Annotated in this window: 20 protein-coding genes; 10 read left to right on the forward strand and 10 right to left on the reverse strand. The window is 72.9% G+C overall.

Annotation, left to right across the window (positions count from 1 at the left end; translation table 11 throughout):
• Positions 1-27 precede the first annotated feature (27 nt).
• From EV684_RS09155 to EV684_RS09170, 4 genes are read right to left on the reverse strand one after another with little or no spacing between them, the layout of a single operon-like run.
• Positions 28-1,479, reverse strand: coding sequence for a patatin-like phospholipase family protein (locus tag EV684_RS09155; protein ID WP_132646425.1), 1,452 nt, complete (start codon positions 1,477-1,479; stop codon positions 28-30).
• Positions 1,466-2,863: an efflux transporter outer membrane subunit gene (locus EV684_RS09160; protein WP_132646427.1), complete on the reverse strand. Its 1,398-nt coding sequence runs from the start codon at positions 2,861-2,863 to the stop codon at positions 1,466-1,468. The genes EV684_RS09155 and EV684_RS09160 overlap by 14 nt, the downstream gene beginning before the upstream one ends.
• A 1-nt stretch (position 2,864) precedes the next feature.
• The gene (locus tag EV684_RS09165; RefSeq protein WP_132646429.1) at positions 2,865-5,993 is read right to left on the reverse strand and encodes an efflux RND transporter permease subunit; all 3,129 of its coding nucleotides are present in this window, start codon (positions 5,991-5,993) and stop codon (positions 2,865-2,867) included.
• Positions 5,994-6,003: 10 nt separating this feature from the next.
• Positions 6,004-7,146 (reverse strand): efflux RND transporter periplasmic adaptor subunit, encoded by a 1,143-nt coding sequence (locus tag EV684_RS09170; RefSeq protein ID WP_132646431.1) that lies wholly within the window; start codon positions 7,144-7,146, stop codon positions 6,004-6,006.
• Between the two features lie 110 nt (positions 7,147-7,256).
• Here EV684_RS09170 and EV684_RS09175 point away from each other — a divergent pair, with 110 nt between their 5' ends.
• Positions 7,257-7,886, forward strand: coding sequence for a TetR/AcrR family transcriptional regulator (locus EV684_RS09175; protein ID WP_132646433.1), 630 nt, complete (start codon positions 7,257-7,259; stop codon positions 7,884-7,886).
• Between the two features lie 9 nt (positions 7,887-7,895).
• Here EV684_RS09175 and EV684_RS09180 read toward each other — a convergent pair whose 3' ends face one another.
• Positions 7,896-8,357: an Lrp/AsnC family transcriptional regulator gene (locus tag EV684_RS09180; RefSeq protein WP_132646862.1), complete on the reverse strand. Its 462-nt coding sequence runs from the start codon at positions 8,355-8,357 to the stop codon at positions 7,896-7,898.
• A 163-nt stretch (positions 8,358-8,520) separates the two neighbouring features.
• On the opposite strand from EV684_RS09180, the gene EV684_RS09185 reads away from it, so the two are divergent.
• Positions 8,521-9,237, forward strand: a complete 717-nt coding sequence (locus EV684_RS09185) for an aspartate/glutamate racemase family protein (protein WP_132646435.1) — start codon at positions 8,521-8,523, stop codon at positions 9,235-9,237.
• Between the two features lie 6 nt (positions 9,238-9,243).
• On the opposite strand, the gene EV684_RS09190 is transcribed toward EV684_RS09185, so the two are convergent.
• Together EV684_RS09190 and EV684_RS09195 are read right to left on the reverse strand one after the other, a co-directional pair.
• A complete protein-coding gene (locus tag EV684_RS09190) occupies positions 9,244-10,269 on the reverse strand; it encodes an AraC family transcriptional regulator (protein ID WP_132646437.1) in 1,026 nt (341 codons plus the stop codon).
• An 8-nt stretch (positions 10,270-10,277) separates the two neighbouring features.
• Entirely contained in the window at positions 10,278-11,186 is a 909-nt protein-coding gene (locus EV684_RS09195) for a GGDEF domain-containing protein (RefSeq protein ID WP_132646439.1), read from the reverse strand.
• A gap of 125 nt (positions 11,187-11,311) precedes the next feature.
• On the opposite strand from EV684_RS09195, the gene EV684_RS09200 reads away from it, so the two are divergent.
• Positions 11,312-11,785, forward strand: coding sequence for a hypothetical protein (locus tag EV684_RS09200; RefSeq protein ID WP_132646441.1), 474 nt, complete (start codon positions 11,312-11,314; stop codon positions 11,783-11,785).
• A 32-nt stretch (positions 11,786-11,817) separates the two neighbouring features.
• Here the strand turns inward: EV684_RS09200 and EV684_RS09205 are convergent, their stop codons facing one another.
• Positions 11,818-13,713: a bifunctional metallophosphatase/5'-nucleotidase gene (locus tag EV684_RS09205; protein ID WP_132646443.1), complete on the reverse strand. Its 1,896-nt coding sequence runs from the start codon at positions 13,711-13,713 to the stop codon at positions 11,818-11,820.
• Positions 13,714-14,056: 343 nt separating this feature from the next.
• On the opposite strand from EV684_RS09205, the gene EV684_RS09210 reads away from it, so the two are divergent.
• The 4 genes from EV684_RS09210 to EV684_RS09225 are packed head-to-tail and all read left to right on the forward strand — an operon-like array spanning position 14,057 to position 20,537.
• Entirely contained in the window at positions 14,057-16,531 is a 2,475-nt protein-coding gene (locus EV684_RS09210) for a TonB-dependent receptor (RefSeq protein WP_132646445.1), read from the forward strand.
• The gene (locus tag EV684_RS09215) at positions 16,528-18,405 is read left to right on the forward strand and encodes a phytase (protein WP_132646447.1); all 1,878 of its coding nucleotides are present in this window, start codon (positions 16,528-16,530) and stop codon (positions 18,403-18,405) included. The genes EV684_RS09210 and EV684_RS09215 overlap by 4 nt, the downstream gene beginning before the upstream one ends.
• Positions 18,406-18,441: 36 nt before the next feature.
• Positions 18,442-19,119 (forward strand): response regulator, encoded by a 678-nt coding sequence (locus tag EV684_RS09220; protein WP_132646449.1) that lies wholly within the window; start codon positions 18,442-18,444, stop codon positions 19,117-19,119.
• Positions 19,116-20,537 (forward strand): ATP-binding protein, encoded by a 1,422-nt coding sequence (locus EV684_RS09225; RefSeq protein WP_132646451.1) that lies wholly within the window; start codon positions 19,116-19,118, stop codon positions 20,535-20,537. The genes EV684_RS09220 and EV684_RS09225 overlap by 4 nt, the downstream gene beginning before the upstream one ends.
• On the opposite strand, the gene EV684_RS09230 is transcribed toward EV684_RS09225, so the two are convergent.
• Together EV684_RS09230 and EV684_RS09235 are read right to left on the reverse strand one after the other, a co-directional pair.
• Positions 20,497-20,787 carry a type II toxin-antitoxin system RelE/ParE family toxin gene (locus tag EV684_RS09230; RefSeq protein ID WP_132646453.1) on the reverse strand — a complete coding sequence of 97 codons (291 nt, stop codon included), beginning with the start codon at positions 20,785-20,787 and terminating at the stop codon, positions 20,497-20,499. The genes EV684_RS09225 and EV684_RS09230 overlap by 41 nt on opposite strands.
• Positions 20,775-21,065: a CopG family ribbon-helix-helix protein gene (locus tag EV684_RS09235; protein ID WP_132646455.1), complete on the reverse strand. Its 291-nt coding sequence runs from the start codon at positions 21,063-21,065 to the stop codon at positions 20,775-20,777. The genes EV684_RS09230 and EV684_RS09235 overlap by 13 nt, the downstream gene beginning before the upstream one ends.
• A 271-nt stretch (positions 21,066-21,336) precedes the next feature.
• Here EV684_RS09235 and EV684_RS09240 point away from each other — a divergent pair, with 271 nt between their 5' ends.
• The 3 genes from EV684_RS09240 (at position 21,337) to EV684_RS09250 (ending at position 23,653) form a co-directional block, all read left to right on the forward strand.
• Positions 21,337-22,353 (forward strand): SDH family Clp fold serine proteinase, encoded by a 1,017-nt coding sequence (locus EV684_RS09240; protein ID WP_132646457.1) that lies wholly within the window; start codon positions 21,337-21,339, stop codon positions 22,351-22,353.
• 34 nt (positions 22,354-22,387) lie between these two features.
• On the forward strand, positions 22,388-23,158 hold the full coding sequence (locus EV684_RS24330; protein WP_242478497.1) for a hypothetical protein: 771 nt from the start codon (positions 22,388-22,390) through the stop codon (positions 23,156-23,158).
• A 99-nt stretch (positions 23,159-23,257) separates the two neighbouring features.
• Positions 23,258-23,653, forward strand: coding sequence for a GFA family protein (locus tag EV684_RS09250; RefSeq protein ID WP_132646459.1), 396 nt, complete (start codon positions 23,258-23,260; stop codon positions 23,651-23,653).
• Positions 23,654-23,677: the final 24 nt, after the last annotated feature.

Here is a 23,677-nt window from a genome sequence, read left to right on the forward strand (position 1 = left end):
GCGGCGGGCAGGCGGCCGGGGGCCGGCTCATCGATCGGCCTCGCGCTGGGCGCGGTAGCCGGCCAGCCCAGCGCTGCGCCGGGCCGCCCAGGCGCCGGCGGCGATCGCGGTGTCGACATCGGCGGCCGACAGCGTCAGCCGCGTCGGCATCTCGCGCATGCGCGCGGCCAGCTCGGGCGGCAGGCCCTCGAAACCGAGCACGTCCACCTCGACGACGAGATCGGCGCAGTCCCACGGCGACGCCTCCCCGCGCAGCGCCCGCACCCGCTCGGGCGGCAGGGCGCAGCGGTAGGCCACGAGCTGCTCTCGCCAGCGCGCCATCTCGCGGCGGAACACCTGCAGGCTCAGCCGGGTGGCGGAGTCGACGGCCGCGTCGGCCGCCGCCAGGCCGATGTCCACCGCGGACGGCCCCTCGGGCGTCATCGCCCAGTCGCCGTTGGGCGGGCGCCCGGCGTCGACGACGAGGAACAGCATCCGGCGCAGCGTCACGGCATCGGCCTCGGATAGCGGCGCGTAAGGCTTGTCGGCGACGGCACGCGCGACGAGCAGGCTCGACAGCCCCTGGTTGTCGGTCAGGCCGCCGTCGGCCAGCTTCACGTAGCGCATGCGGCCGGGGTTGCGGTAGTTCTTCACCGCGCGCGCCGTGCTCGCCAGCAGGTCGGCGCTGGCACTGCCGTCGGTGGGCTCGAGCCTGCTCCAGGCCGGAAGATCGTCGTCGCAGCGTTCGCCCCAGCTGCGCAGCACCACCGGCGCAAACGCCAGCGGCACGGCCATCGAGGCGGCCACCGCCTCGCTCACGCGCAGGCTGCCCAGGTCGCTGCACAAGGCGGCGAAGACCTCGGGCACGAACGGGAACGGCGTGCGGTTGTACAGGTCGGTGGCGTTGATCCAGACCTCCGGGCCGCCGCGCCCCCAGAGGGTGTCGAAGTCGGCGCCGCGGAAGACGTCGCGGTCGAGCACCCGGCCGAGGTTGCTGCGGTCGTTCATGCCGCCGGCCAGCAGGCGCAGCAGGTTGGCCGGCGACCACGGCGACAGCCGCAGATGCAGCTCGTAGTCGCGCAGCAGCAGCTCCTCGCGCGCGCTGTCCAGGCCGGGCCGGCCCTGCAGCGCCAGATAGGCCGCCGTCAGGGACCCGCCCGACACGCTGGAGATGAAGTGCACGTCCGCGTAGACGTCCTGCGGCGCCGCAGCCAGCTCGCGCATCACGCCCAGCGAGAACGCCGCGGCGCGCAGGCCGCCACCCGACAGCGACATCCCGATCATCTGGCGATCCGCCGGCTGCGGCGGGTGGGGCGCCACCAACGGCGCGCTGCCGTCGGCGGCCGGTCGGTTCAGCGGTACGTTGTCCAGCACCGCGGCACAGCCGCCGAACAGGCCGACCGCCAGCACGGCCAGGGCACCGCCCAGCAGGGTCGCCGGCACCCAGTCGAGCACGCGCCGCCGGCCCGGCCGCGCGCCCGCAGGCTCACGCGGTGCCACCGCCCAGCGCCTTGTACAGCGTGATGCCGTTGTCCACCTGCTGCTGGCGCAGGTCGACCAGGCCTTGCTGCGCGCTGTCGTGGGTGCGCTGCGCGTCCAGCACCTCCAGCCAGCTGTCGGCGCCGCGCTCCCAGCGCGCGCGCGCCAGCTCCAGCGCCGAGCCGCTGGCCTTTAGCAGCGCCTGCTGCGCGGCGATGCGCTCGCCCAGCGCCTCGCGCTCCGCCAGCGCCTGGGCGACCTCCTGGAAGGCGACCTGGATCGCCTTCTCGTACTGCGCCAGCGCGATGTCGCGCGCGGCGCGTGCGGCCTCCAGGTTGGCGCTGTTGGCGCCACCGTCGAAGATCGGCAGCGACACCTGGGGCACGAAGCTCCAGCTGCCCGAGCCGCCGTTGAACAGCCCCGACAGCTCGGCGCTGGCGCTGCCGGCCGAGGCGGTGAGCGCGATGCGCGGATAGAAGGCCGCCCGCGCGACGCCGATGTTGGCGGTGGCCGCGCGCAGCTGGTGTTCGCTTTCCAGCAGGTCCGGGCGGCGCAGCAGCAGCTCCGAGGGCAGCCCGGCGGCGATCTGCAGCCCGGCCGGCGTGGCCGCCGGGTCCAGCGCCTGCGGCGCCAGCGCCGGCGGCACCGGGCCGCCGATCAGCACCGCCAGCGCCTCGCGGTCGGTGGCGAGCACGGCCTTCAGCCGCTGCACCTCGCCGCGCGCGCTTTCCAGGCTGGACTGCTGCTGGCGCAGCGCCAGCGCCGAGTCGGCGCCGGCGGCCAGGCGGCGTTCGGTCAGCGCCACGGTCTGCAGCCGGCTGTCCAGCGTCTGCCGGGCCAGCGCCATGCGCTGCAGGTCGGCCGACCAGCCCAGGTAGGCCTGCGCGACCTCGGCGACGACGGTGATCTGGCTGGCACGGCGCGCCTCTTCGGTGGCGGCGTACTGGGCGAGCGCCTGCTCGCTGAGGTTGCGCACGCGGCCGAAGAAGTCGAGCTCGTAGGCGCTGATGCCCACCGTGGCGCCGTAGCTGTGCGAGACCAAGGTGCGCCCGGTGCCCGACAGGTCGGCCGGCGTGCGCGCGGCGTCGCCGCTGCCGGAGGCCTGCAGCGTCGGCCGGCGTGCCGCGTCCTGCACGCGGTACTGGGCACGCGCCTGCTCGACGCTGGCCACGGCCACGCGCAGGTCGCGGTTGTTGACCAGCGCCAGCTCGACGAGCTGCACCAGCCGCGGGTCGTCGAACTGCTGGCGCCAGGGGCGCTGGGCGTCCGACGCCGCATCGGCCCCGGCTGCCGGGAAGGCGGCGGGCACCGGCGCGGGTGGGCGTTCGTAGGTCGGCGCGAGGTTGGCGCAGCCGGCCAGCGCCAGCGTCAGCGCGGCCAGGGCGAAGGGAATCTTCCGGTTCATCTCAGTGAGCCTCCACCGCGGCCGCCGGGGGCGCCGCACGGCGCCTGAACAGGCGCTGGACGATGACGAAGAACAGCGGCACCGCGAGCACCGCCAGCAGCGTGCCGCTGAGCATGCCGCCGACGACCGCGGTGCCCAGCGCGTTCTGCGCGCCGGCACCGGCGCCCTTGGCGACCATCAGCGGCAGCACGCCGAGCACGAAGGCCAGCGAGGTCATCACGATGGGCCGCAGGCGCAGCCGCGCGGCTTCCAGCGCGGCCTCCACCGGCGTACGCCCGCGGGCGAGCAGGTCACGCGCGAACTCGACGATCAGGATCGCGTTCTTGGCCGCCAGGCCGATCGTCGCCAGCAGGCCGACCTGCAGGTACACGTCGTTCATCTTCCAGCTCAGCAGCGCCGCCAGCAGCGCGCCGAAGACACCCAGCGGCACCACCAGCAGCACCGCCACCGGCACCGACCAGCTCTCGTAGAGGGCGGCCAGGCACAGGAAGACGAACAGGATGGACACCGCGTACAGCGCGCCGGCACGCCCGCCGGCCTCGCGCTCCTGCAGCGACAGGCCGGTCCATTCGTAGCCGATGCCTGCCGGCAGCTCCGCCGCGTGGCGCTCGACGAGCGCCATGGCGTCGCCGCTGGACATCGCGCCGGGCATCGCCATGCCCAGGATCTCGACCGACGGCACGCCGTTGTAGCGCTCCAGGCGCGGCGAGCTGCGCGCCCAGTCGGCGCTGGCGAAGGCGCTGAACGGCACCATCGTGTCGGCGCTGTTGCGCACCTGCCAGCGCTCCAGGTCGGAGGGCATCATGCGCGAGGGCGCGTCGCCCTGCAGCATCACCTTCTTCACCCGGCCGTTGTCCATGAAGTCGTTGACGTAGCGCCCACCCCAGGCGATGGCCAGCGTGTCGTTGACGTCGCCGGCGGCCAGGCCGAGGCTGGCGAGCCGGTGCTCGTCGATGTCCAGGCGGTACTCGGGCGTGTCGTCCATGCCGTTGGGGCGCACCGCGACCAGGCCGGGCTCGCGGCCGAGCGCGCCGAGCAGCTGGTTGCGCGCGGCCATCAGCGCGTCGTGGCCGAGGCCGGCGCGGTCCTGCAGCATGAGGTCGAAGCCGGTGGCGTTGCCCAGCTCGGCGACCGCCGGCGGGGCCACGGTGAACACCGTCGCGTCGGGGATGGCCCCCAGGGCGACCAGCGCGCGGCGCGTGATCGCCGACACGCTCTGGTCGGCGCGGCGGCGCTCGTCCCAGGGCTTGAGCTTGATGAAGCCCATGGCCATGCTCTGGCCCGAGCCGGCGAAGCTGAAGCCGGTGACGGTGAAGATCGAGTCCACCGAGTCCTTCTCGTCCTGCAGGAAGTGCTTCTCGACCTGGTCGACGACCTCCTGCGTGCGCTGCTGGGTGGCTCCCGGCGGCAGCTGCACCATCGTGAACGCGAAGCCCTGGTCCTCGTCGGGCAGGAAGCCCGAGGGCATCTTGCTGAAGCCGACGGCGACCAGCAGCACCAGCAGCGCGTAGACCGCCATCGACACCCGGCTGCGCGCGATGACGCCGCGCACCAGGCCCTGGTAGCGCTGCGTGCTGCGGTCGAACCAGCGGTTGAACAGGCCGAAGAAGCCGGTGGTCCTGGCCTCGTGCGCCGGCGCCAGCAGCGTCGCGCACAAGGCCGGCGTGAAGATCATCGCCACCAGCACCGACAGCGTCATCGCGGTGACGATGGTCACCGTGAACTGACGGTAGATGACGCCCACCGAGCCGCCGAAGAAGGCCATCGGCACGAACACCGCCGCCAGCACCAGCGCCACGCCGACCAGCGCGCCGCTGATCTGCCCCATCGACTTGCGCGTCGCCTCCAGCGGCGACAGCCGGTCCTCGCGCATCACGCGCTCGACGTTCTCGACGACGACGATCGCGTCGTCGACCAGCAGGCCGATGGCCAGCACCATCGCCAGCATCGTCAGCGTGTTGATCGTGAAGCCGAAGACCGCCATCACGCCGAAGGTGCCCAGCAGCACGACGGGCACCGCCAGCGTCGGGATCAGCGTGGCGCGCAGGTTCTGCATGAACAGCAGCATCACCAGGAACACCAGGCCGATGGCCTCGGCCAGCGTCTTGACGACCTCCTGGATCGACAGGCGCACGAACGGCGTCGTGTCGTAGGGCTTCACCGCCTCCACGCCGGGCGGGAAGAAGGCGCCCAGACGGTCGAGCTCGGCATCCACGGCCTGGATCGTCGACAGCGCGTTCTCGCCGGTGCCCAGCTTGATCGCCAGGCCGGCGGCCGGGCGGCCGTTGTAGCTGGCCGACACGGCGTAGTTCTCGTTGCCCAGCTCCAGGCGCGCGACGTCGCGCAGGCGCACCGCGCTGCCGTCGGTGCGCGCACGGATGACGATGTTCTCGAACTCCTCGGGCGTCTTCAGCCGCGAGCGCGCGCTGATCGTCGCGTTGAGCTGCTGGCCCTGCACGGCCGGCAGGCCGCCGAGCTGGCCGGCGGAGACCTGGACGTTCTGCGCCTGCACCGCGTCGCGCACGTCCAGCGGCGTCAGCGACAGGCCGGTGAGCCGGTCGGCGTCGAGCCAGATGCGCATCGAGCGCTGCGCGCCGAAGAGCTGCGTCTCGCCGACGCCCTTCACGCGCGCGATCGGGTCCTGCACGCTCGAGGCGATGTAGTCGGCCAGCGCCCCGGCGTCCAGGCTGCCGTCCTTGGAGACGAAGGCGATGACGGCCAGGAAGTTGGTCGCCGACTTGGTCACCTGCACGCCCTGCTGCTGCACCTCCTGCGGCAGCAGCGGCGTGGCCAGCGACAGCTTGTTCTGCACCTGGACCTGGGCGATGTCCGGGTCGGCCCCGTTCTCGAAGGTCAGGGTGATCGTCACCGAGCCCGAGGAGTCGCTCACCGAGTGCATGTACTGCAGCCGGTCCAGGCCCTTCATCTTCTGTTCGATGACCTGGGTGACGGTGCTCTCCAGCGTCTGCGCGGAGGCCCCCGGGTAGCTGGCGGTGATGGAGACGGCCGGCGGGGCGATGGCCGGGTACTGCGCGATCGGCAGCGTGGCGACGGCGAACAGGCCGGCCATCATCGTGACGATGGCCAGCACCCAGGCGAAGACCGGGCGGTCGATGAAAAAGCGTGCCATGTCGGCTTCCTCAGCGAGCGGCGGCCGAGGCCGGCACCGCCTGCACCGCAGCCCCGGGCTGCGCCTTCTGCTGGCCCGTCAGCGCGATGCGGTCGCCGGCGGCGACGCCGCTGCTCAGCAGCCACTGGTCGCCGATGGCGCGTGCAGCGGTCACCGGCTGCAGGCTGATCCTGCCGTCGGCGCCGACACGCGAGACCTGGGCCTTGCCGCTGGCGTCGCGCGAGACCGCCTGCTGCGGCACGAGCAGCGCCTGCTCGAGCACGCCCTCCTCGATCACGGCGCGCGCGTACATGCCGGGCAGCAGCTCGCCGCGCGGGTTGGGCACGCGCACGCGCATCGTCACCGTGCCGGTGGTGGCGTCGACGCTGGTCTCGGCGAACTCCAGCGTGCCGGGCTCGGCGTAGGCGCTGCCGTCCTCGAGCTTGATCGTCACGCGGGCGGCGCCGTTCTTCATCTTGCCCTGGGCCAGCGAGCGCTTGAGCGCGAGCATCGCGCTGCTGCTCTGGGTGACGTCGAGGTAGATCGGGTCGAGCTGCTGGATCGTCGCCAGCGCGCTGGCCTGGTTGGCCGTGACCAGCGCGCCCGGCGTCACCGACGAGCGGCCGATGCGGCCGGTCACCGGCGCCGTCAGCCGCGTGTACTGCAGGTTGATGCGCTGGGTCTGCAGCGAGGCACGTGCCGAGGCGACATCGGCTTCGGCCTGCTCGAGCGAGGCTTCGGCGTCCTCGGCGTCCTGGCGGCTCACCGCCTGCACCTGCACCAGCTCGCGCTGGCGCTGGGCACGCAGCCGGGCGCTGGTGCGCGTGGCCTCGGCGCGTGCCAGCGTGGCTTCGGCGCTGGCGACCGCGGCCTCATAGGTCGCGGGGTCGATCTGGTAGAGCAGCTGGCCGGCCCGCACCACGCTGCCCTCGGTGAAGGCGCGCTGCTTGATCAGCCCGCCGACCTGCGGCCGCACCTCGGCGCTGACGACCGCGGCCACGCGCCCGGGCAGTTCGGAGCTCAGCGCCAGGCGCTGCGGCTGCAGCGTCATCACGGTGACCTGCGGCGTGCCGGCCTGCGGCGGCGCGCCGGATGGAGGATCGCCGCAGGCGCTCAGCAGCACGGCCGAGCCGAGAGCCGCGACGAGGGTAAGGGAGTAGGGAACGGTCGCCATGCGCACCTCAAACAAAAGTCAATACCGTACTGTACGGTTTACTTTAGGCTTGACCCGCGCCGGCTGTCAATCAAAAATGAACTCAGCGGTATCGTTATGAGAACTTTGGCATGAAGGTGCGAACCGAGGCGAAGCGCGACGCCATCATCGAAGAGGCCCGGGCGCTGTTCCTGGAGGTGGGTTACGAGCGCGCGTCGATGAGCGAGCTGACGCGCCGCCTGGGCGGGTCCAAGACCACGCTGTACGGCTACTTCGCGTCCAAGCAGGACATCTTCACGGCCGTCATCGAGGCCCTGTCCTCCGAGCACCTGGCGGGCGCGTCGGCCGAGCTGGAGAACATGCACGAAGTGGGCGTCACCGCAGCGCTGACGCGTTTCGCCGAGCACATGCTGACGCTGATGCTGAGCAGCGAGTCGCTGGCGCTGCAGCGTGTCATCCTGGGCGAGTCGGGCGTCTCGTCGGTCGGCGAGATCTTCGTCGAGCACGGCCCCAAGGTGAAGCTGGCCGAGATGGCGGCGGCGCTGCAGGCGGCGATGGACCGCCACGAACTGCAACCGGGCCCGGCCGAGGTGCTGGCGCTGCAGTTCTTCAGCCTGGTGCGCTCCGAAGTCGAGCTGCGCCTGTACCTGCGCGACCCGCCGCCGCTGCAGCCGCACCAGGTCAAGGCGATGGCACGGCGCGCGGTCGAGATGTTCCTGGGCGGCTGTCGCGCCGTCAGCACGCCCGAGCCGGCGGCCTGAGCGGCGCGCTCACAGCGCGTACTTCAGCGGCAGCGCCGTCGTGTACTTCAGCTGCTCCATCGCGAAGCTGGAACTCACGTCGTGCAGGTGGGTGCCGGCGATCAGGCGCTTGTAGACGGCGTCGTAGGCCTTGATGTCGGGCACGACGACACGCAGCAGGTAGTCGACGTCGCCGCTCATCCGGTAGAACTCGACGACCTCGGGGATCGCCTCGCAGGTCGCGCGAAAGCGCTCGAACCACTCCTCGGTGTGCACCGCCGTGCGCACGCTGACGATCACCGTCACGCCGACGTTCACACGCTCGGCGTCGACCAGCGCCACCTGGCGCGTGATGACGCCCGCCTCCTTCAGCCGCTGCAGCCGCCGCCAGCACGGCGTGCTCGACAAGCCCACGGCCTCGGCCAGCTGGGCCAGCGGCGTCGTCGCGTCCTCCTGCACCAGCTCCAGGAGGCGGCGGTCGATGGTGTCCAGCGAAATGGCGGCGCTCACGGTGTCCTTGGAATCTGATTCCGGTTATCGGATTCTATGGAGCATCCACTTGCGCCACACGGGCCCGTGACGCGAAATTGAGCAATCGCCTGCCCTGCCCCCGCGCGCACAGTGTCGTCATCACCAAACTCTCTCGCGCAGCATCGTGAAGACCATCGGCCTGATCGGCGGCATGAGCTGGGAAAGCACCCTGCTCTACTACCAGACCCTCAACCGCGAGGTCGCACGCCGCCTCGGCGGCCTGCACTCGGCGCGTGTGCTGATGCACAGCCTGGACTTCGAGGAAGTCGTGCGCGGCCAGCGCGCCGGCGACTGGGACGCACTCGCCGCGCTGCTGCGCCAGGCCGCCGAAGGCCTGGCCGCGGCCGGTGCCGACTGCCTGCTGATCTGCACGAACACGATGCACAAGATCGCCGCCCAGGTGGCCGGCGAGGGCCTGCCGCCGCTGCTGCACATCGCCGACGTCACCGGCACCGCAATCCGCGCGCGCGGCCTGCGCCGCGTGGCGCTGCTGGGCACGCGCTACACGATGGAGCAGCCCTTCTACGCCGAGCACCTGGCGCGCCTGGGTGTCGAGTGCATCGTGCCGCCCGAGGACGAACGCGCCGAGGTGCACCGCATCATCTTCGACGAGCTCTGCCGCGGCCAGGTGCTGCCGGCGTCGCGCCAGACGCTGCAGCTCATCGTCGCCGGACTCACGGCACGCGGCGCCGAAGGCGTGGTGCTGGGCTGCACCGAGCTGCCGCTGATCCTGGCCGAGGACGACGTCGCGCTGCCGGTCTTCGACACGACGACGCTGCACGCGCTGGCCGCGGTCGACTTCGCGCTGCACGGTGCGCAGCCGGCGCTGGCCGCCGCCTGAGCCGCGTCAGGCCGGGAAGTCGAACAGGCCCCGACGCAGCAGCGCCGGCGTCGAGCCGGTCCAGCGCTTGAACGAGCGCCGGAAGTTGGCCGCATCGTGGAAGCCCAGGTGGCGCGCCGCGGCTTCGTTGTCCAGGCCGCCGAAGCGGAACAGGCGCAGGCACTCGTGGCGCCGCACCTGGTCGAGTTCGGCCTGGTAGTGCGTGCCCTCCAGCGCCAGCCGGCGCTTGAAGGTGGCGGGGCTGAAGCCGAAGGCGGCGGCCGCCTCCTCCAGCGCCGGCGGGTCGCCGACGCGGTCGAGCAGCAGGTCGTACAGCGCGGCCAGCAGCGCACGCGGCATGGCCTCGGCGCCGGCGGCCTGTTCGGCGGCGCGGCTGGCGGCCACCGCACCGGGGTGCGCGGCGGCGGGCCAGGGTTCATCGAGCCAGTGGGCGTCGATCAGCATCGCGTCGAGCTGGCAGCCGAACCGCAGCGCCGTGCCCAGGTGCACCTCGTGCTGCTCGGCGTGGCGCGCGGCGGCGCGGTCGAAGCAGAAGGTCCAGGGCAGCGCGCGCCCTGCCAGCCAGCGGCAGCACGACGCCACCGCGCTCATCTGCATCTCCACCAGCGCAGGGCGCAGCGCGCCCAGGCGGCAGGCGTCGGTCCAGTACAGCACTGCCAGGCCGCCCTCGACGTGCAGCCGCGGCACCAGCAGCGGCGACAGCCGGGGCTGGAAGCGCACCAGGCGCTCCAGCGCGTCGCGCAGGCTGGCGGCTTCACGCAGCGCGTGGCTGGCGGCGCCGTAGTGGCCGGGCAGCAGGTGGCGGCCCAGCACGAACGGCGCTTCGGCCGAGCCGAAGGCGCGCAGCGTGGCGGCCAGCAGCTCGCGCCACTGCGCCAGCGTCAGCGCCGCCGGCATGTCGGCCAGGCCGGCGGCGGCACGGATGGCCCCGACGTCCAGCTCCTGCGCACGCGCCAGCTCCAGCACCAGCGCCGGCTGGTGCGTGAACGGCACCGTGGCCGCGGTGTCGCCGGCGGGTGCGGCGGCGCGCATGGCGGCCCTCAGGACGCGGCCCGCGCCGGGCGGGCGCCGGCGAGGTCCAGCGCCTCGAGCTCGCGGTTCAGGCGCGTCAGCAGCGCCTGGGCGTCGTCGTCGCCCAGCGCGACGGCGCTGCGCATCGCCAGCGCCACCGGGTGCTCGGCGTCGCGCGGGCTGAAGCGCATCGCCTCGACCATGCCCACGAGGTGCTGGGCGCGCCGGCGTGCCGTGCCCAGCTCGGCCTGCGGCAGCAGCAGCACGAAACGCGCGCCGGCGTAGCGGCACAGAAGCTCGCGCGGCGGCAGGTTCAGCAGCAACTGGTGGGCCACGGCCTGCAGCACGCGGTCGGCCTCGGCGCGGCCGTGCGTGCGTTCGATCTCGGCCCAGTTGGCCAGCTCCAGCACCGCCAGGGCGCAGGGCCGGCCGGGGTGCGCGGCGCGCTCCAGCTCGATCTGGCGGCGCAGGTAGTCGGCGTCGGCGAGCTGGGTCACGCGGTCGTAGGCGCGGTGGTCGCGGAAGACACGTTCGCGGCGCTGCAGCTGCTCGCTCAGCACAGCCTGCTCCTGGCGCCACAGCAGCAGGCCCCAGGTCAGCGCCAGCATGCCCAGCGGCGAGAACACCGACTCGATCCAGCTCAGCGGCAGCGGCGAAGCCGCGACGGCGAAGAGCTCGTCCAGGCTGTCGGCGAAGGCGCCCAGCATGATCGCCGCCAGCCCGCCGGCCAGCCACAGCGTCACCCGCCCGCCGGGCCGGCTGCCCAGCACCAGCCAGGCCCAGACGCCGGCCATCAGCGCGGTGCCGCCTTCGGCGGCGATGTCCAGCCACTGCCAGGTGGCCACCGGCTTGGCCGGCGCGAACGCGGCGAACAGCGCCAGCAGCAGCGTGGCGCCCAGCGGCAGCAGCGGCTGCCAGGAACGGGGAGAGGTCGACATCGGCGGCCAAGGTAACGACGGCAGATGACAGGCGTGCGTCAGCGCCGGGCCACGTCCGTCGGTGCGATGAACAGCCGCCACGCCACGGCAGCGTCGGCGCTGGTCGCTCCGGACAATGGGTCGCCATGCCCGCCGCGTCCCGCCCGCTGTCACGCCGCCTCGTCCGTGCGCTGCAGGCGCGAGGCCTGGCGCGGCCGGGGCGCCCTTTCGGCTGGTTCACGGACGCGCTGGGCGCGGGCTCGTTCCGCGGCTTCTGGCAGCACTGGAACCCGCTGTACGGCGCCGTCCTCCAGACCCTGGTCTACCAGCCGCTGCGGCCCCGGGTGGGCCGCGCAGCCGCCGGGCTGCTGACCTTCGCCGTCAGCGGCTGGCTGCTGCACGACCTGCCGGTCAACCTGATCGTGCACGGCGCGGCGCCGTCGCGGTGGTGGCCGCCGATCGTCACGGTGTCCTTCGTGCTCTGCGCGCTGCTGGCGCAGGCAGGCGACCGCGCTGGCCTGCGCTACGCCGCGTGGCCCGCCCCGGCACGCGTGCTGGCCAACCTCGCGCAGGTCGCGGCCTGCGGGGCGGCCGGCAGCGCGATCTGCCGGCTGTTCTGAGGGGGCGACGGCCGGGCCGCCGCCCCCCGCACTCAGGGCAGCTGCGTGATGCGCGGCTTCTTCAGCGCCGCGGCGGCCGGGTCGTAGGCCGCGGCCGGGGCCTTGTAGCCGGCGAGGTAGGCCACCAGCGCGTCCAGGTCCTGGGCGCCGCCCAGCACGTCGGCGCCGCCGGTCAGCGTGCTGAAGCCGTCGCCGCCGGTGGCCAGGAAGTTGTTCACCGTCACGCGCCAGGTCTTGGCCGGGTTGACGACGGTGCCGCCGCTGACGATGAGCTCGGTCGCCCCGGTGGCCACCGGCGGCACGACGCTCACGTCGGTCGGCGTGAAGCTCAGGTCGACGATCTTCGAGCAGGCCGGCGCCGACGCGCTCCAGCGGTAGGCCACGCCGTTGCTGACCTGCAGGATGCGCTGCGAGGTCTGGCCGGCACAGCCCGGGAACTGCTGCTCCAGCAGTTGCTTGAGCTGGGTGGAGCTCAGCGTCATCGTCACCAGGCTGTTGCCGAAGGGCTGCACGGTGAAGGCCTCGCCGTAGGTGACCTGGCCGTCGCCTTCGCCGGCGCTGCTGCCGGCGTAGCTGAAGCCGGGGCTGCGCACGCCGCCCGGGTTCATGAAGGCCATCACCGCGCCGCCCAGCGGCGAGGGCTGGGTGGCGGCCAGCTGGGCGTCGGCGATCAGGTCGCCGGCGGGCATCTCGCCGGCGGCGTTGGCACTGTTGGGCAGCTCGGCGGTGATCGAGCCGATCACCGCGTTGGCCAGCGGCGCCTGCATCGTGTTGTAGGCGTCGACGATGGCCTTGACCTCGGCGTTCGGCGTCACCGTGGGGTCGCTGCGGTCGACGAGGCGGTTGGTGGCGGCCACCGAGATCACGTCGTGCGTGCGCGGGTCGATCTGCAGGTCGATGTCGGTGAGCACGCGGCCGAAGGCGCTGGCGCCGGTCACCGGGATCTTGCGGCCCGCCTTGTTGGCCAGGCCGGTGGCGCGCGGCGTCGTGCCGTTGTCCACCGTGCTGGCCGAGCAGTTGTAGGCGTTGTGGGTGTGGCCGGTGAGCACCAGGTCGACGGCGTCGTCCAGGCGGCCGACGATCTCGGCCACCTCGCTGCCCGCGAGGTCGCCGACGCAGCCGTTGATGTCGCTGAGGTTGCCGCTGCCGCTCTGCCCGCCGCCCTGGTGCAGCGCGAGCACGATGGCCTCGACGCCGGCCTGGCGCAGCCGCGGCACCAGCGCGTTGACGGTCTCGGCCTCGTCCTTGAACGTCAGGCCCTGCACGCCGGTGGGCGTGACGATGCCCGGCGTGCCGCGCAGCGTCAGGCCGATGACGGCCACGCGCACGTGGCCGAACTTGCGCAGCACGAACGGCGGCAGCAGCGGACGGCCGGTCTGGTCGCGCACGACGTTGGCCGCCAGGTACTGGAACTTCGCGCCCTCGAACGGCACCGGCGTGCCGGCCTCGGCGCCGCGGCAGCTGTTGGGGTCGGTCGAGCGGTCCTCGAGCTTCTTGCAGCCGCCGCGCTGCAGGCGCAGCAGCTCCTTCCAGCCCTTGTCGAACTCGTGGTTGCCGACGGCGCTGACATCGACGCCGATGCGGTTGAGCACCTCGACGGTCGGCTCGTCGTGGAACAGCGCCGAGATCAGCGGCGACGCGCCGATGTTGTCGCCAACGCTGACGACGATCGAGTGGGGCTGCGTCGCGCGCCACTTGGCGACGTGGCCGGCCAGGTAGTCGGCGCCGCCCACCGGCGGGCGCTGGGCCGAAGGCACGCCGGTGTTCTGGCCGAAGCTGCCGGGGCTCAGCAGGTTGCCGTGGAAGTCGTTGAACGCCAGGATCTTGACCGGGATCGGGGCGCGTTCGCGGGCCTTGGGCGGGTCGGCCTGGGCCGTGGCGGCGCAGGCGGCAAGCGCCGCGGCGACGAGGATCGAGCGCTGGAACATCGGGTGTCCTCCTGTGGATGTCGTGCCGGGATGCCGGCCGCGCCGCGCACGATCGCGGCGCAGCATGACGCCCGCATGACCCGGCGCTCGGCCGACTTGGGGGGGCCCCGCGGGCCGGGGGTCCGAACGGCTCACGGCCGCGGCACCGGGGCCCGCGGGGGCCACCGGCTGCGAGGTGGCGACGCCGGGGCCGGCCGGCTCAGCGCCCGCCGCGGGCGCCGCAGACGGCCGGCACGGCGCGGCCACCGTCACCGGACGGACACGGGCGCTGCCTACCGTGCGCCGCCGAACCCACCCCGCTGCCGGCGCCTGCAGAGCGCCGCGGCTCCACCGGAGTCTTCCCGTGTCCCTGAACCCCAAGCGGCCGCGCACGCCGCACACGCTGCTGGCGCTGGCCGCCGCGGCCGCCTTCCCGGCCATCGCCCAGACCCTGCCGGTGGAGACGATCGTCATCACCGGCCAGGCACTGGCCACCGACCGCGCGCTCAAGGACCAGGCCGCCGCCGACAACGTGGTCAGCGTCGTGCGCGACGACGGCATCGGCCGCCTGCCCGACAAGAACACCGCCGAGGCCCTGCAGCGCCTGCCCGGCGTGTCGATCGAGCGCGACCAGGGCGAAGGCCGCTACGTGCGCATCCGCGGCCTGGGGCCGGACCTCAACAGCGTCACCTTCGACGGCAGCCTGCTGCCTTCGCCCGAACGCGACCGCCGCGCGGTGATGCTCGACGTGCTGCCCTCGGCGCTGGTGCGCTCGCTGACCGTCAGCAAGACGCTGCTGCCCGAGCAGGACGCCAACTCGATCGGCGGCACGGTGGACGTGCAGACCGTCTCGGCCTTCGACCGCCCGGGGCGTTTCGTCGCCGCCGAGCTGGGCGAGTCCTACGAGACCAACACCGAACGCTCCAGCCCCAACGGCTCGCTGCTGTGGAGCGACCGTTTCCTGGGCGGCAAGCTGGGCCTGGCGGCCGGCTTCAGCCACGAGGTGCGCAAGTTCGGCTCGGACAACGTCGAGACCGGCGGCGCCTGGGACGGCGACGCGCTGGAGGAGTTCGAGCGCCGCGACTACCGCATCACACGCGAGCGCACCGGCCTGGCGCTGAACGCCGAGTACCGCCCCGAGGCGGGCACCGAGTACCACGCCCGCTACCTGCACAGCCGCTTCAGCGACGACGAGCAGCGCCAGGCGCACGTCATCGAGTTCGACGAGGCCCAGGAGCCCGGCGCCGTCGGCGAGGCCGAGTCCACGCGCGAGCTGAAGGACCGCAAGGAGACGCAGACCATCCGCTCCTTCGTGCTCGGCACGACGCAGGCGCTGGGCGACTGGAAGCTCAAGGCCGAGGCCGGCACCAGCCGCTCGGAGGAAGACACGCCGCTGCACATCGCCACCGCCAAGTTCGAGGCCGAGGACACGTTCGACGGCGTCGGCTACACCGGGCGCTCGCGCCCGCGGCTGGTCGCGCCGGCCGGCATCGACGACGCCTCGGCCTACGAGCTCGACGAGATCGAGATGGAGAAGTCGCTGGTGCAGGACCGCGAGCACAACCTGCGCCTGGACCTGTCGCGCCCGTTCGAGCTGGCCGGCATCGACGGCGAGCTGAAGTTCGGCGCCAAGACCAGCCGGCGCAAGAAGACCAGCGAGCAGACCACCTGGGTGATCGACGACTTCGGCAGCGCCGACACCAGCCTGGCGGCCTACGCCTCGGGCAGCGTCGACTATCCCTGGGGCACGTTCGGGCCGCGCATCGCCGCCAGCCCGCTGTACGCCCTGGCGCGTTCGGTGGACCTGGGCGACTTCGTCGACGATGAGGAGTCCACCGTCAACGACTACCGCATCGACGAGCGGGTCGACGCCGCCTACCTGCAGACCACCATCGACCTCGGCGCCACGCACCTGATCGCCGGCCTGCGCCACGAACGCACGCGTTTGGACGCCGCCGGCACCGGCGTCACCGACGGCGTCTTCGAGCCCATCCGCGCGCGCCGCGACGACCACCACTGGCTGCCCGGCCTGCACCTGCGCCAGGACCTGGACAAACGCACGACGCTGCGCGCCGCCTGGAGCAACTCGGTCGTGCGCCCGGCCTTCGGCCAGATCGCGCCGGGTTACGTCATCGACGGCGACGAGGCCAGCTTCGGCAACCCGGACTTGAAGCCGCTGCGCTCGGCCAACCTCGACCTGGGCATCGAGCGCAGCCTGGGTTATGCCGGCGTCGCGTCGGCCTACGTCTTCCACAAGCGCATCCGCGACTTCTCTTACCAGACCGACGTCGCCGGCACCGGCGCCTGGGCCGACTTCGACGAAGCCGTCACCTGGGCCAACGGCGACACGGCGCGTGTCAGCGGCATCGAACTCGCCTATTCCAAGGCGCTGCGCGAGCTGCCGGCGCCGTGGAACGGGCTGGTCGTCGGCGCCAACGCCACCTTCTCCAGCTCGCGCGCCAGGATCGCCGGCGCCGACGGCGGCTCGACGGTGTCGCGCAACATCCCGCTGCCCAGCCAGTCCAAACGCGTGTTCAACGCCGTCATCGGCTACGAGACCGCCGACTGGAGCCTGCGCGTGGCCGCCAACTACAAGTCGCGCTACCTGCTGGAGGTGGGCGACACCACCGACGCCGACCAGGACCTCTACGTGAAGGCCCAGACGCAGTGGGACCTGTCGGCCCGATACTCGCTGACGAAGAACCTCTCGCTGGGCCTGGAGGCGCTGAACCTCACCGACCAGCCCTACGAGGTGACGACCGGCCGCACCGACCGCAACGCGCAGTACGAGACCTACGGCCGCACCGTGCGCATGAACCTCAAGTGGGCGATGCAATGACGCGAGCGAGGACGCTGAAGACGCTGGCCGGCGCGCTGGCACTGGCCGCCGCCACCACGGCGCAAGCCGCACCCGCGGCGCCTCCGGCCGCCGTGGCTGGCGCGCGCGAGATCGCCGCGCTGTCCGACGGCGCCTGGCTGGCGCTGGACAAGAAGGCGCTGCGCCTGCTGGACGCCGACGGCAGCGAACGCGCGCGCCTGGCGCTGCGCGCCAAGCAGCTGGACACGCGGCCGGCGCCGCACGGCGCGCTGGCCGTCGTGCTGGACGCCGACACCCAGCGCACGCTGGCCATCACCGTCGACACGCGGGCGATGACGCTGGCCGCGCGGCCTGCGCTCGAGTCGCCGGCCTTCCCGGTGGAGGCGAGCTGCCTGTTCCGCGACGCCCAGGGGCTGGATCACCTGTTCGTCGTCGGCGACGAAGGCCTGGCCGAGCAGTGGCTGCTGGGCGCCCAGGGCGCGCGCCTGGTGCGCCGGCTGGCGCTGCCGCCGCAGACCGAGGCCTGCCGCGTCGACGACGCCGCAGGCTGGCTGTACGCGCAGGAAGAGGACGCCGGCGTCTGGGCCTACCGCGCCGAAGCCGAAGGCGTGCCGCACCGGCGCGCCGTGGCGCTGGCCGGGCCGCTGGGCCCGCTGCGCGGCGGCGCCCGCGCGATGGCCGTCGTGCCCGGTGGCCTGGCCACCGTCGACGGCCGCGGCCGGCTGCAGCTCTGGCGCGAGGCCGACGGGCGCTGGCGCGCCGACGGCCAGCCGCGGCCCACCGGCGCCGAGGCCGTCGAGGCGCTGGCCGCCAAGGCCGACCGCACCGGCCTGCGGCTGGCCTGGCACGACGAGGCCGCCGGCCGCTGGGCCACACGCGCCCTGCCCTGGGCCGCGCCGGCGCCGCGCGCCGTGCTGCCGGTGGTGCGCGCCATCGCCCAGACCGACCCGGTGCCGCGTTTCGGCGACGCCGCCGACGACCCGGCGATCTGGGTGCACCCGGCCGACCCGGCGAAGTCCCTCGTGCTGGGCACGAACAAGAAGCAGGGCCTGTTCGTCTACGGCCTGGACGGCCGCCAGCGCCAGGTGCTCGAAGCCGGGCGGCTGAACAACGTCGACGTTCGCCAGGGCCTGCGTTTCGGCGCGCTGGCGCTGGACCTGGCGCTGGCCACCCAGCGCGACGAGAAGGCGCTGGCGGTGTTCACCATCGCCGCCGACGGCACGCTGGCCGACGCCGGGCGCATCGCCACCGGGCTGGACGAGGTCTACGGCACCTGCCTGTACGCGCCGCCGGCCGGCGGGCTGGAGGCGCTGGTCAACGACAAGGACGGGCGCGTGGAGCGCATCCGCGTCGAGGTGGCGCCGGGCGCCGACGGCAGGCCGGTCTTCAGCGGCCGCGTCGTGCAGCGCTTCAAGCTGGCCTCGCAGCCCGAAGGCTGCGTCGCCGACGACGACAGCGGCCGGCTGTTCATCGGCGAGGAGGACCGCGGCGTCTGGGTGCTGGACCTGAACGCTGCCGAGCCGAAGCCGCAACTCGTGCTGAAGGTCGGCGGCCTGCTGCAGGCCGACGTCGAAGGCCTGGCGCTGTACCACGACCGCGAGGCCGGCCGCCGCTGGCTGGTCGTCAGCAGCCAGGGCAACGACAGCTACGTCGTCGCCGAGGCCGCGCCGCCCTGGCGCGTGAAGGGTGCGCTGCGCATCGGGCTGGACCCGGTGGCCGGCATCGACGGCGTGTCCGAGACCGACGGTCTGGAAGTCACCAGCACGCCGCTGGGCCCGGCGCTGCCGCGCGGCGCGCTCGTCGTGCAGGACGGCTTCAAGCGCCTGCCCGACGGCGCGCAGAACTTCAAGATCGTCGACTGGCGCGAGGTGGAGCGCGTGCTCGGGCTGCGCTGAACACGCGCAGGGCGGCGGCCGATAATGGCCGCCGCCATGCGAGTGCTCATCGTCGAAGACGACCCCGACCTCGGCGACGCGCTGCGCGCCGGCCTGCGCCAGGCCGGCCACGCCGTCGACCTGTTCCCCGACGGCCAGCTGGCCGACGCCGCGTTGCGCGACGCGCCCTACGACGCCGTCGTGCTGGACCTGGGCCTGCCCGGCACCGACGGCGTGACCTGGCTGCGGCGCTGGCGCGAGCGCGGCGTCGCCAGCCCGGTGCTGATCCTCACCGCGCGCGACGGCATCGAGCAGCGCATCGAGGGCCTGGACAGCGGCGCCGACGACTACCTCGTCAAGCCGATCGCCATCGCCGAGCTGGCCGCGCGGCTGCGTGCGATGGCGCGGCGCAGCGCCGGGCGCTCGCAGTCGGTGTGGACGCACGGCGCGCTGCGCTACGACCCGGCCAGCAAGCAGGTGCACTGGCGCGGCCAGCCGGTGGAGCTGCGCGGGCGCGAGCTGGCGCTGCTGGAGGTGCTGCTGATGAACCCGCAGCGCGTGCTGAGCAAGGTGCAGCTGCAGGAGAAGCTCTACGACTGGGGCGGCGCCGAGCCCGAGAGCAACGCGCTGGAGGTGCACATCCACCACCTGCGCCGCAAGATCGACCCGGCGATCGTGCGCACCGTGCGCGGCGTGGGTTACGCGCTGGGCGCGGCCGACGGGGACGAGGCGTGAGCGAGGACACCGGCCGCCGGCCGCAGAGCCTGCAGCGCCGGCTGCTGCTGGCGGTGCTGGTGGCCGCGCCGCTGCTGTGGGCCGTCACGGTGGGCGTGGCCACCGACAGCGCGCAGACCGAAGTCGACGAGATGTTCGACAGCGAGCTGATCCGCCTGGCCGGCACCGTGCACGGCGCGCTGTCGGGCATGGCGGCCAAGGGCGAGCTGACCGAGATCGAGCTCAAGCCGCCGGCCGAAGGCGGCACCGGCGCCGCCGAGCTGGAGGACATGGGCCTGGCCGCCTGGGACGCCGAGGGCCGGCGGCTGCTGTACGACGAGCAGGGCGCGCGCCTGCCCTGGCGGCGCGACGCCAGCGGCTTCGTCGACATGCAGGTCGACGGCATCGCCTGGCGCGTGTACTACCAGCAGGCGGCAGACGGCCGCTGGAGCGTGGCCGCCGCGCAGCGCCAGGAAGAGCGCGACGAGCTGATCTGGGGCCTGCTGTCGGGCCAGCTGGTGCCCTGGCTGCTGATGCTGCCGGCGCTGCTGCTGGCGCTGGCCTGGGCCTCGCGGCGCGCGCTGGAGCCGGTGCGCCGCATCGCCGGCGACCTGGAAGGCCGCGACGCCGACAGCCTGCGCCCGCTGCCGCTGGACGAGACGCCCGCGGAGCTGCGGCCGATCGTCGGCGCGATGAACGCGCTGTTCGAGCGCATCGAAGCCGCGCGCCAGCGCGAGCGGCGTTTCACCGCCGACGCCGCGCACGAGCTGCGCACGCCGCTGGCGCTGCTGCGCGCGCAATGGGACGTGGCGCGCAACAGCAGCGACCCGGCCGAACGCGCGCACGCCGAAGGCCGGCTCGAAGCCGGCATCGCACGCATGGACCGGCTGGTGTCGCAGATGCTGGCGCTGTCGCGCGTGGAGGCGGCCGAAGGCCTGCCGCAGCGCAGCCCGGTCGACTGGCCGCCGATCGTCGGCCAGGTGATGAGCGACACGCTGCCGCTGGCCGAGCGCCGCCGCATCGAGCTGGGCTGCGACTGGCCCGAGCCGCCGGCGTTGCCGCTGCCGCTGGACGGCGACCCGGCGCTGCTGGAGATCCTGCTGCGCAACCTGGTCGACAACGCCACGCGCTACGCCCCGGAAGGCGGCAGCGTGACGGTGGTCTTCGAGCCCGACGCGCTGCGTGTCGAGAACGACGGCCCGCCGCTGGCGCCCGAGCTGCTGCAGCGCCTGGGCGAACGTTTCCGCCGCCCCGAAGGCCAGGCCGAGAGCGGCAGCGGGCTGGGCGTGTCCATCGTGCAGCGCATCGCGGTGCTGCACGGGCTGGAGATGCGCTACGGGGCGCGGGCGGATGGGACGGGGGTGGTGGCGCGGGTGGGGCGCGACACTCGGCGGGCCATCAGTCGCCCAGTTCCTTCTGATGGCGAACGGCGAGGATGACGACGCTGTCGGGGCCGATGCGGTAGCGCGCCACGTAGCCGCTGTCGCCGAAGTCGATGATCCAGTCGCGGAACTCGTCGGGCAGATCGTCGACGGGGCGACCGATGGCGGGATGCTGCCCCAGCAGCCTGGCCCCCAGGCGGATGGCCTTCACCGCGCGCTTCGCGGCGTCGGGGTTGTGCGGCGAGAGAAAGCGGTACAGGCGGTGATCGTCGAGCAGCGCCGCCTGCGACCAGATCAGCCGTGGCATGCCGGGGGGGCGAGGTCTTCACCCTCTTCCAGCTTGGCCAGCCAGGCGTCGGCCTCTTCGGCGGACAGGTGCAGCCCGGTCGCGCGGTACGTCTCCCAGGCCTTCAGCGTGTCCTGCCGGAAGGCCTCGCGCTTCTCCTCCCGCTCCACGTACTGCGTGATCGCCTCGCGCATCAGCCAGTGGGACGTGCGCTGACGCGCGTCGGCCAGGCGCTTCAGGCGCGCCTTGGTGTCCTCGTCGAGCTTGATCGCCACGGGGCGGACAGTGGCGGCGGGCATGGCGGCCTCCGGCGGGATGTTGAGGTAATACCTAAGGATACCTGCGGGTGGAAAGGCGTGAGGAGGGACGTAACTGCCGCCCCTCAGGGCAGGCCACCAGCGGCAGCGGGCGCGGCAGCCGGCTGAGCCGCGCCAGTTCGTTCGGCGACCACCCGGCTGCGGGGCGGTCGCCGTCGAGAACAGCCGGTCAGCGCAAGCCCGCCCGGCGCCGAACAAGCCACCATCCCGTTGCCGTGCCCCAGCGTCGCACGCGCCTTTCACAATCACATCGATGAGCACTCCCGAAACCCCGCCGGCACGCAAAGTCAAGCAGCCCCCCGTCCTCTTCGCCAGGACGCAGTCGGTCATCGCCCGCGTCAGCGCCCTGGTGGGCGGGCCGCTGGTGACGTACTGGAACAACCCGCGCGGCTCGGTCTGCGGCAGCGACGTCATCGCCCTCAACGAGATCCTCGGCCAGCTCGGCTGGCACGAGACGATCTACCTCTTCATCAAGTCCGACGGCGGCAGCGGCCAGGTCTCGCTGCGCTTCGTCAACCTGCTGCGGCAGCACTGCCGCCGGCTCGTCGCTCTGATTCCGCTGGAATGCGCCTCCGCGGCGACGATGATCACGCTCGGCGCCGACGAGATCCGGATGGGGCCGACGGCCTTCCTCACCGCCGTGGACACCTCGCTGAACCACGCGCTGTCGCCGGTCGACCGCGACAACGACCGCGTCAGCGTCAGCCTCGACGAGCTGAACCGGGTGATCCGCCGCTGGCGCAGCGAGCAGCACGACTCGACCGAGAACCCGTACAAGAGCCTGTTCTCGTACGTCCACCCGCTGGTCATCGGTGCCATCGACCGGGCGGAGTCGCTGTCGGTGATGCTGTGCCGCGAACTCCTGGCCTACCACATCGCCGACGAGGCCCGCGCCCACGAGATCGCCGCCACGCTGAACTCCAAGTACCCGTCGCACAGCTATCCCATCCTGCTGAACGAGGCGCGCAAGATCGGCCTGAGGGCCACCGCGCTGGAGCCCGAGGTCAACGCGCTGCTGCTGGAGCTGAACCGCCTGTACAGCGAGATGGGACAGAAGGCGACCACCGACTTCGACGAGATCCGCGCCCACGGCAACGAGATCCTGAACATCCTCGAAGGCCCGGATCTCCAGGTCTTCTACCAGCACGACAAGGACTGGTTCTATCGCAGCGAGGAGCGGCGCTGGATCACGATGAACGACGAGAGCAGCTGGCGGCGCATCGCCCGCGTCCGGGGCCGGCTGCAGCGCAGCATCATGCACGTGGCCTAGCCGCGCCCCGGCAAGCACCGGACCGGCCCGCCCCATGCACGCACGCCTGATCGCCCTGCTCACGCTGCTCGCTGCCCTGCTCTGCGGCTGCGACCAGAACGCCGTCTTCGACCGCCTCATCCCCCAGGAAGAAGCGCGCCAGGCGCAGGTCTTCGTGGCGAAGATCGCGGCCCGCGACTACGCGGCCCTCGACGAGGCCCTGGACCCTGCCCTGAAGACGCCGGACCTGGTGCCGCGCCTGGAGGAGATGAGCCGGATGCTGCCGCCGGGCCCGCCGGCTTCGGTGAAGACCGTCGGCGCCCACACGATGAAGACCGACGCCGCCACGACGTACACCATCACCCTCGAGTACGAGTACCCGGACACCCGGCTGCTCGCGGCGGTGGTCATGGAACGGCGCGACGACAAGCTGCAGCTCAAGGGCATCAACTTCGTGCCGCGCACCCAGTCGCTCGAAGAGGAGAACCGCTTCACGCTCGACGGCAAGGGGCCGCTGCACTACCTGGTGCTGGCCCTGGCGGTGGCGATCCCGCTGTTCGTGCTCTACGCGCTCGTGCTGTGCGCGCGCACCAGGTTCCCCCGCCGCAAGTGGCTCTGGCTGCTGTTCGTGGCCGTCGGCTTCGTGCAGTTCCAGTTCAACTGGAGTACCGGCGACTGGGGCGTGCAGCCGCTGAGCTTCCTGCTGCTCGGGTCGGGTTTCGCCAAGAGCGGGCCTTACGCGCCGTGGATCTTCACGCTCGCGCTGCCCGTCGGCGCCGTCGTGTTTCTGCTGCGCCGCCCGTCGTTGCAGCGCCCCGCGGCCTGACATCACCAGCAGCCGCGGCCGGGAGTTCATGAGCACGGTGTCGACACGCCGGGCGGCCAGGCCATCAGGCAGACTGCCGCCAACCTAGAACCTGCCGCCATGCCCACCCGCCTCGCCTCCTGCTCCTGCGGCCGCCTCACCGCCACGGTGAGCGGCGAGCCGCTGCGCGTCTCGATCTGCCACTGCCTGGCCTGCCAGCGCCGCACCGGAAGCGTGTTCGGCCAGCAGGCGCGCTTCCGTCGCGAGGACGTGGTGCTCGCCGGCGCGTCGACCGAGTTCGTGCGTGTCGGCGACGACGGCGGCCGGGTGCGTTTCCACTTCTGCCCGGCTTGCGGCGCGACGGTCTGGTACGTCGTCGACGACATGCCGGAGTCCGTCGCGATCCCCGTCGGCGCGTTTGCCGACCCGGACTTCCCGGCCCCCATCGTCTCGGTCTACGAAGCGCGCAAACACGGCTGGGTGCAGCCGCCGCCCGACGCCGAACACATCCCCTGAGCCCGGCGCCGCCGGCCCATCGAC

The sequence above is a fragment of the Rubrivivax gelatinosus genome (assembly GCF_004340905.1).
Taxonomy (GTDB): Bacteria; Pseudomonadota; Gammaproteobacteria; order Burkholderiales; family Burkholderiaceae_C; genus Rubrivivax; species Rubrivivax gelatinosus.

What these genes read in the sequence shown, in the direction of transcription:
- EV684_RS09170 (WP_132646431.1), bottom strand. Translation starts at nt 7,146, where the DNA reads ATGGCGACCGTTCCCTACTCCCTTACCCTCGTCGCGGCTCTCGGCTCG.
- EV684_RS09195 (WP_132646439.1), bottom strand. Translation starts at nt 11,186, where the DNA reads ATGTCGACCTCTCCCCGTTCCTGGCAGCCGCTGCTGCCGCTGGGCGCC.
- EV684_RS09220 (WP_132646449.1), top strand. Translation starts at nt 18,442, where the DNA reads ATGCGAGTGCTCATCGTCGAAGACGACCCCGACCTCGGCGACGCGCTG.
- EV684_RS09240 (WP_132646457.1), top strand. Translation starts at nt 21,337, where the DNA reads ATGAGCACTCCCGAAACCCCGCCGGCACGCAAAGTCAAGCAGCCCCCC.
- EV684_RS09200 (WP_132646441.1), top strand. Translation starts at nt 11,312, where the DNA reads ATGCCCGCCGCGTCCCGCCCGCTGTCACGCCGCCTCGTCCGTGCGCTG.
- EV684_RS09235 (WP_132646455.1), bottom strand. Translation starts at nt 21,065, where the DNA reads ATGCCCGCCGCCACTGTCCGCCCCGTGGCGATCAAGCTCGACGAGGAC.
- EV684_RS09205 (WP_132646443.1), bottom strand. Translation starts at nt 13,713, where the DNA reads ATGTTCCAGCGCTCGATCCTCGTCGCCGCGGCGCTTGCCGCCTGCGCC.
- EV684_RS24330 (WP_242478497.1), top strand. Translation starts at nt 22,388, where the DNA reads ATGCACGCACGCCTGATCGCCCTGCTCACGCTGCTCGCTGCCCTGCTC.
- EV684_RS09230 (WP_132646453.1), bottom strand. Translation starts at nt 20,787, where the DNA reads ATGCCACGGCTGATCTGGTCGCAGGCGGCGCTGCTCGACGATCACCGC.
- EV684_RS09215 (WP_132646447.1), top strand. Translation starts at nt 16,528, where the DNA reads ATGACGCGAGCGAGGACGCTGAAGACGCTGGCCGGCGCGCTGGCACTG.
- EV684_RS09190 (WP_132646437.1), bottom strand. Translation starts at nt 10,269, where the DNA reads ATGCGCGCCGCCGCACCCGCCGGCGACACCGCGGCCACGGTGCCGTTC.
- EV684_RS09175 (WP_132646433.1), top strand. Translation starts at nt 7,257, where the DNA reads ATGAAGGTGCGAACCGAGGCGAAGCGCGACGCCATCATCGAAGAGGCC.
- EV684_RS09165 (WP_132646429.1), bottom strand. Translation starts at nt 5,993, where the DNA reads ATGGCACGCTTTTTCATCGACCGCCCGGTCTTCGCCTGGGTGCTGGCC.
- EV684_RS09160 (WP_132646427.1), bottom strand. Translation starts at nt 2,863, where the DNA reads ATGAACCGGAAGATTCCCTTCGCCCTGGCCGCGCTGACGCTGGCGCTG.
- EV684_RS09250 (WP_132646459.1), top strand. Translation starts at nt 23,258, where the DNA reads ATGCCCACCCGCCTCGCCTCCTGCTCCTGCGGCCGCCTCACCGCCACG.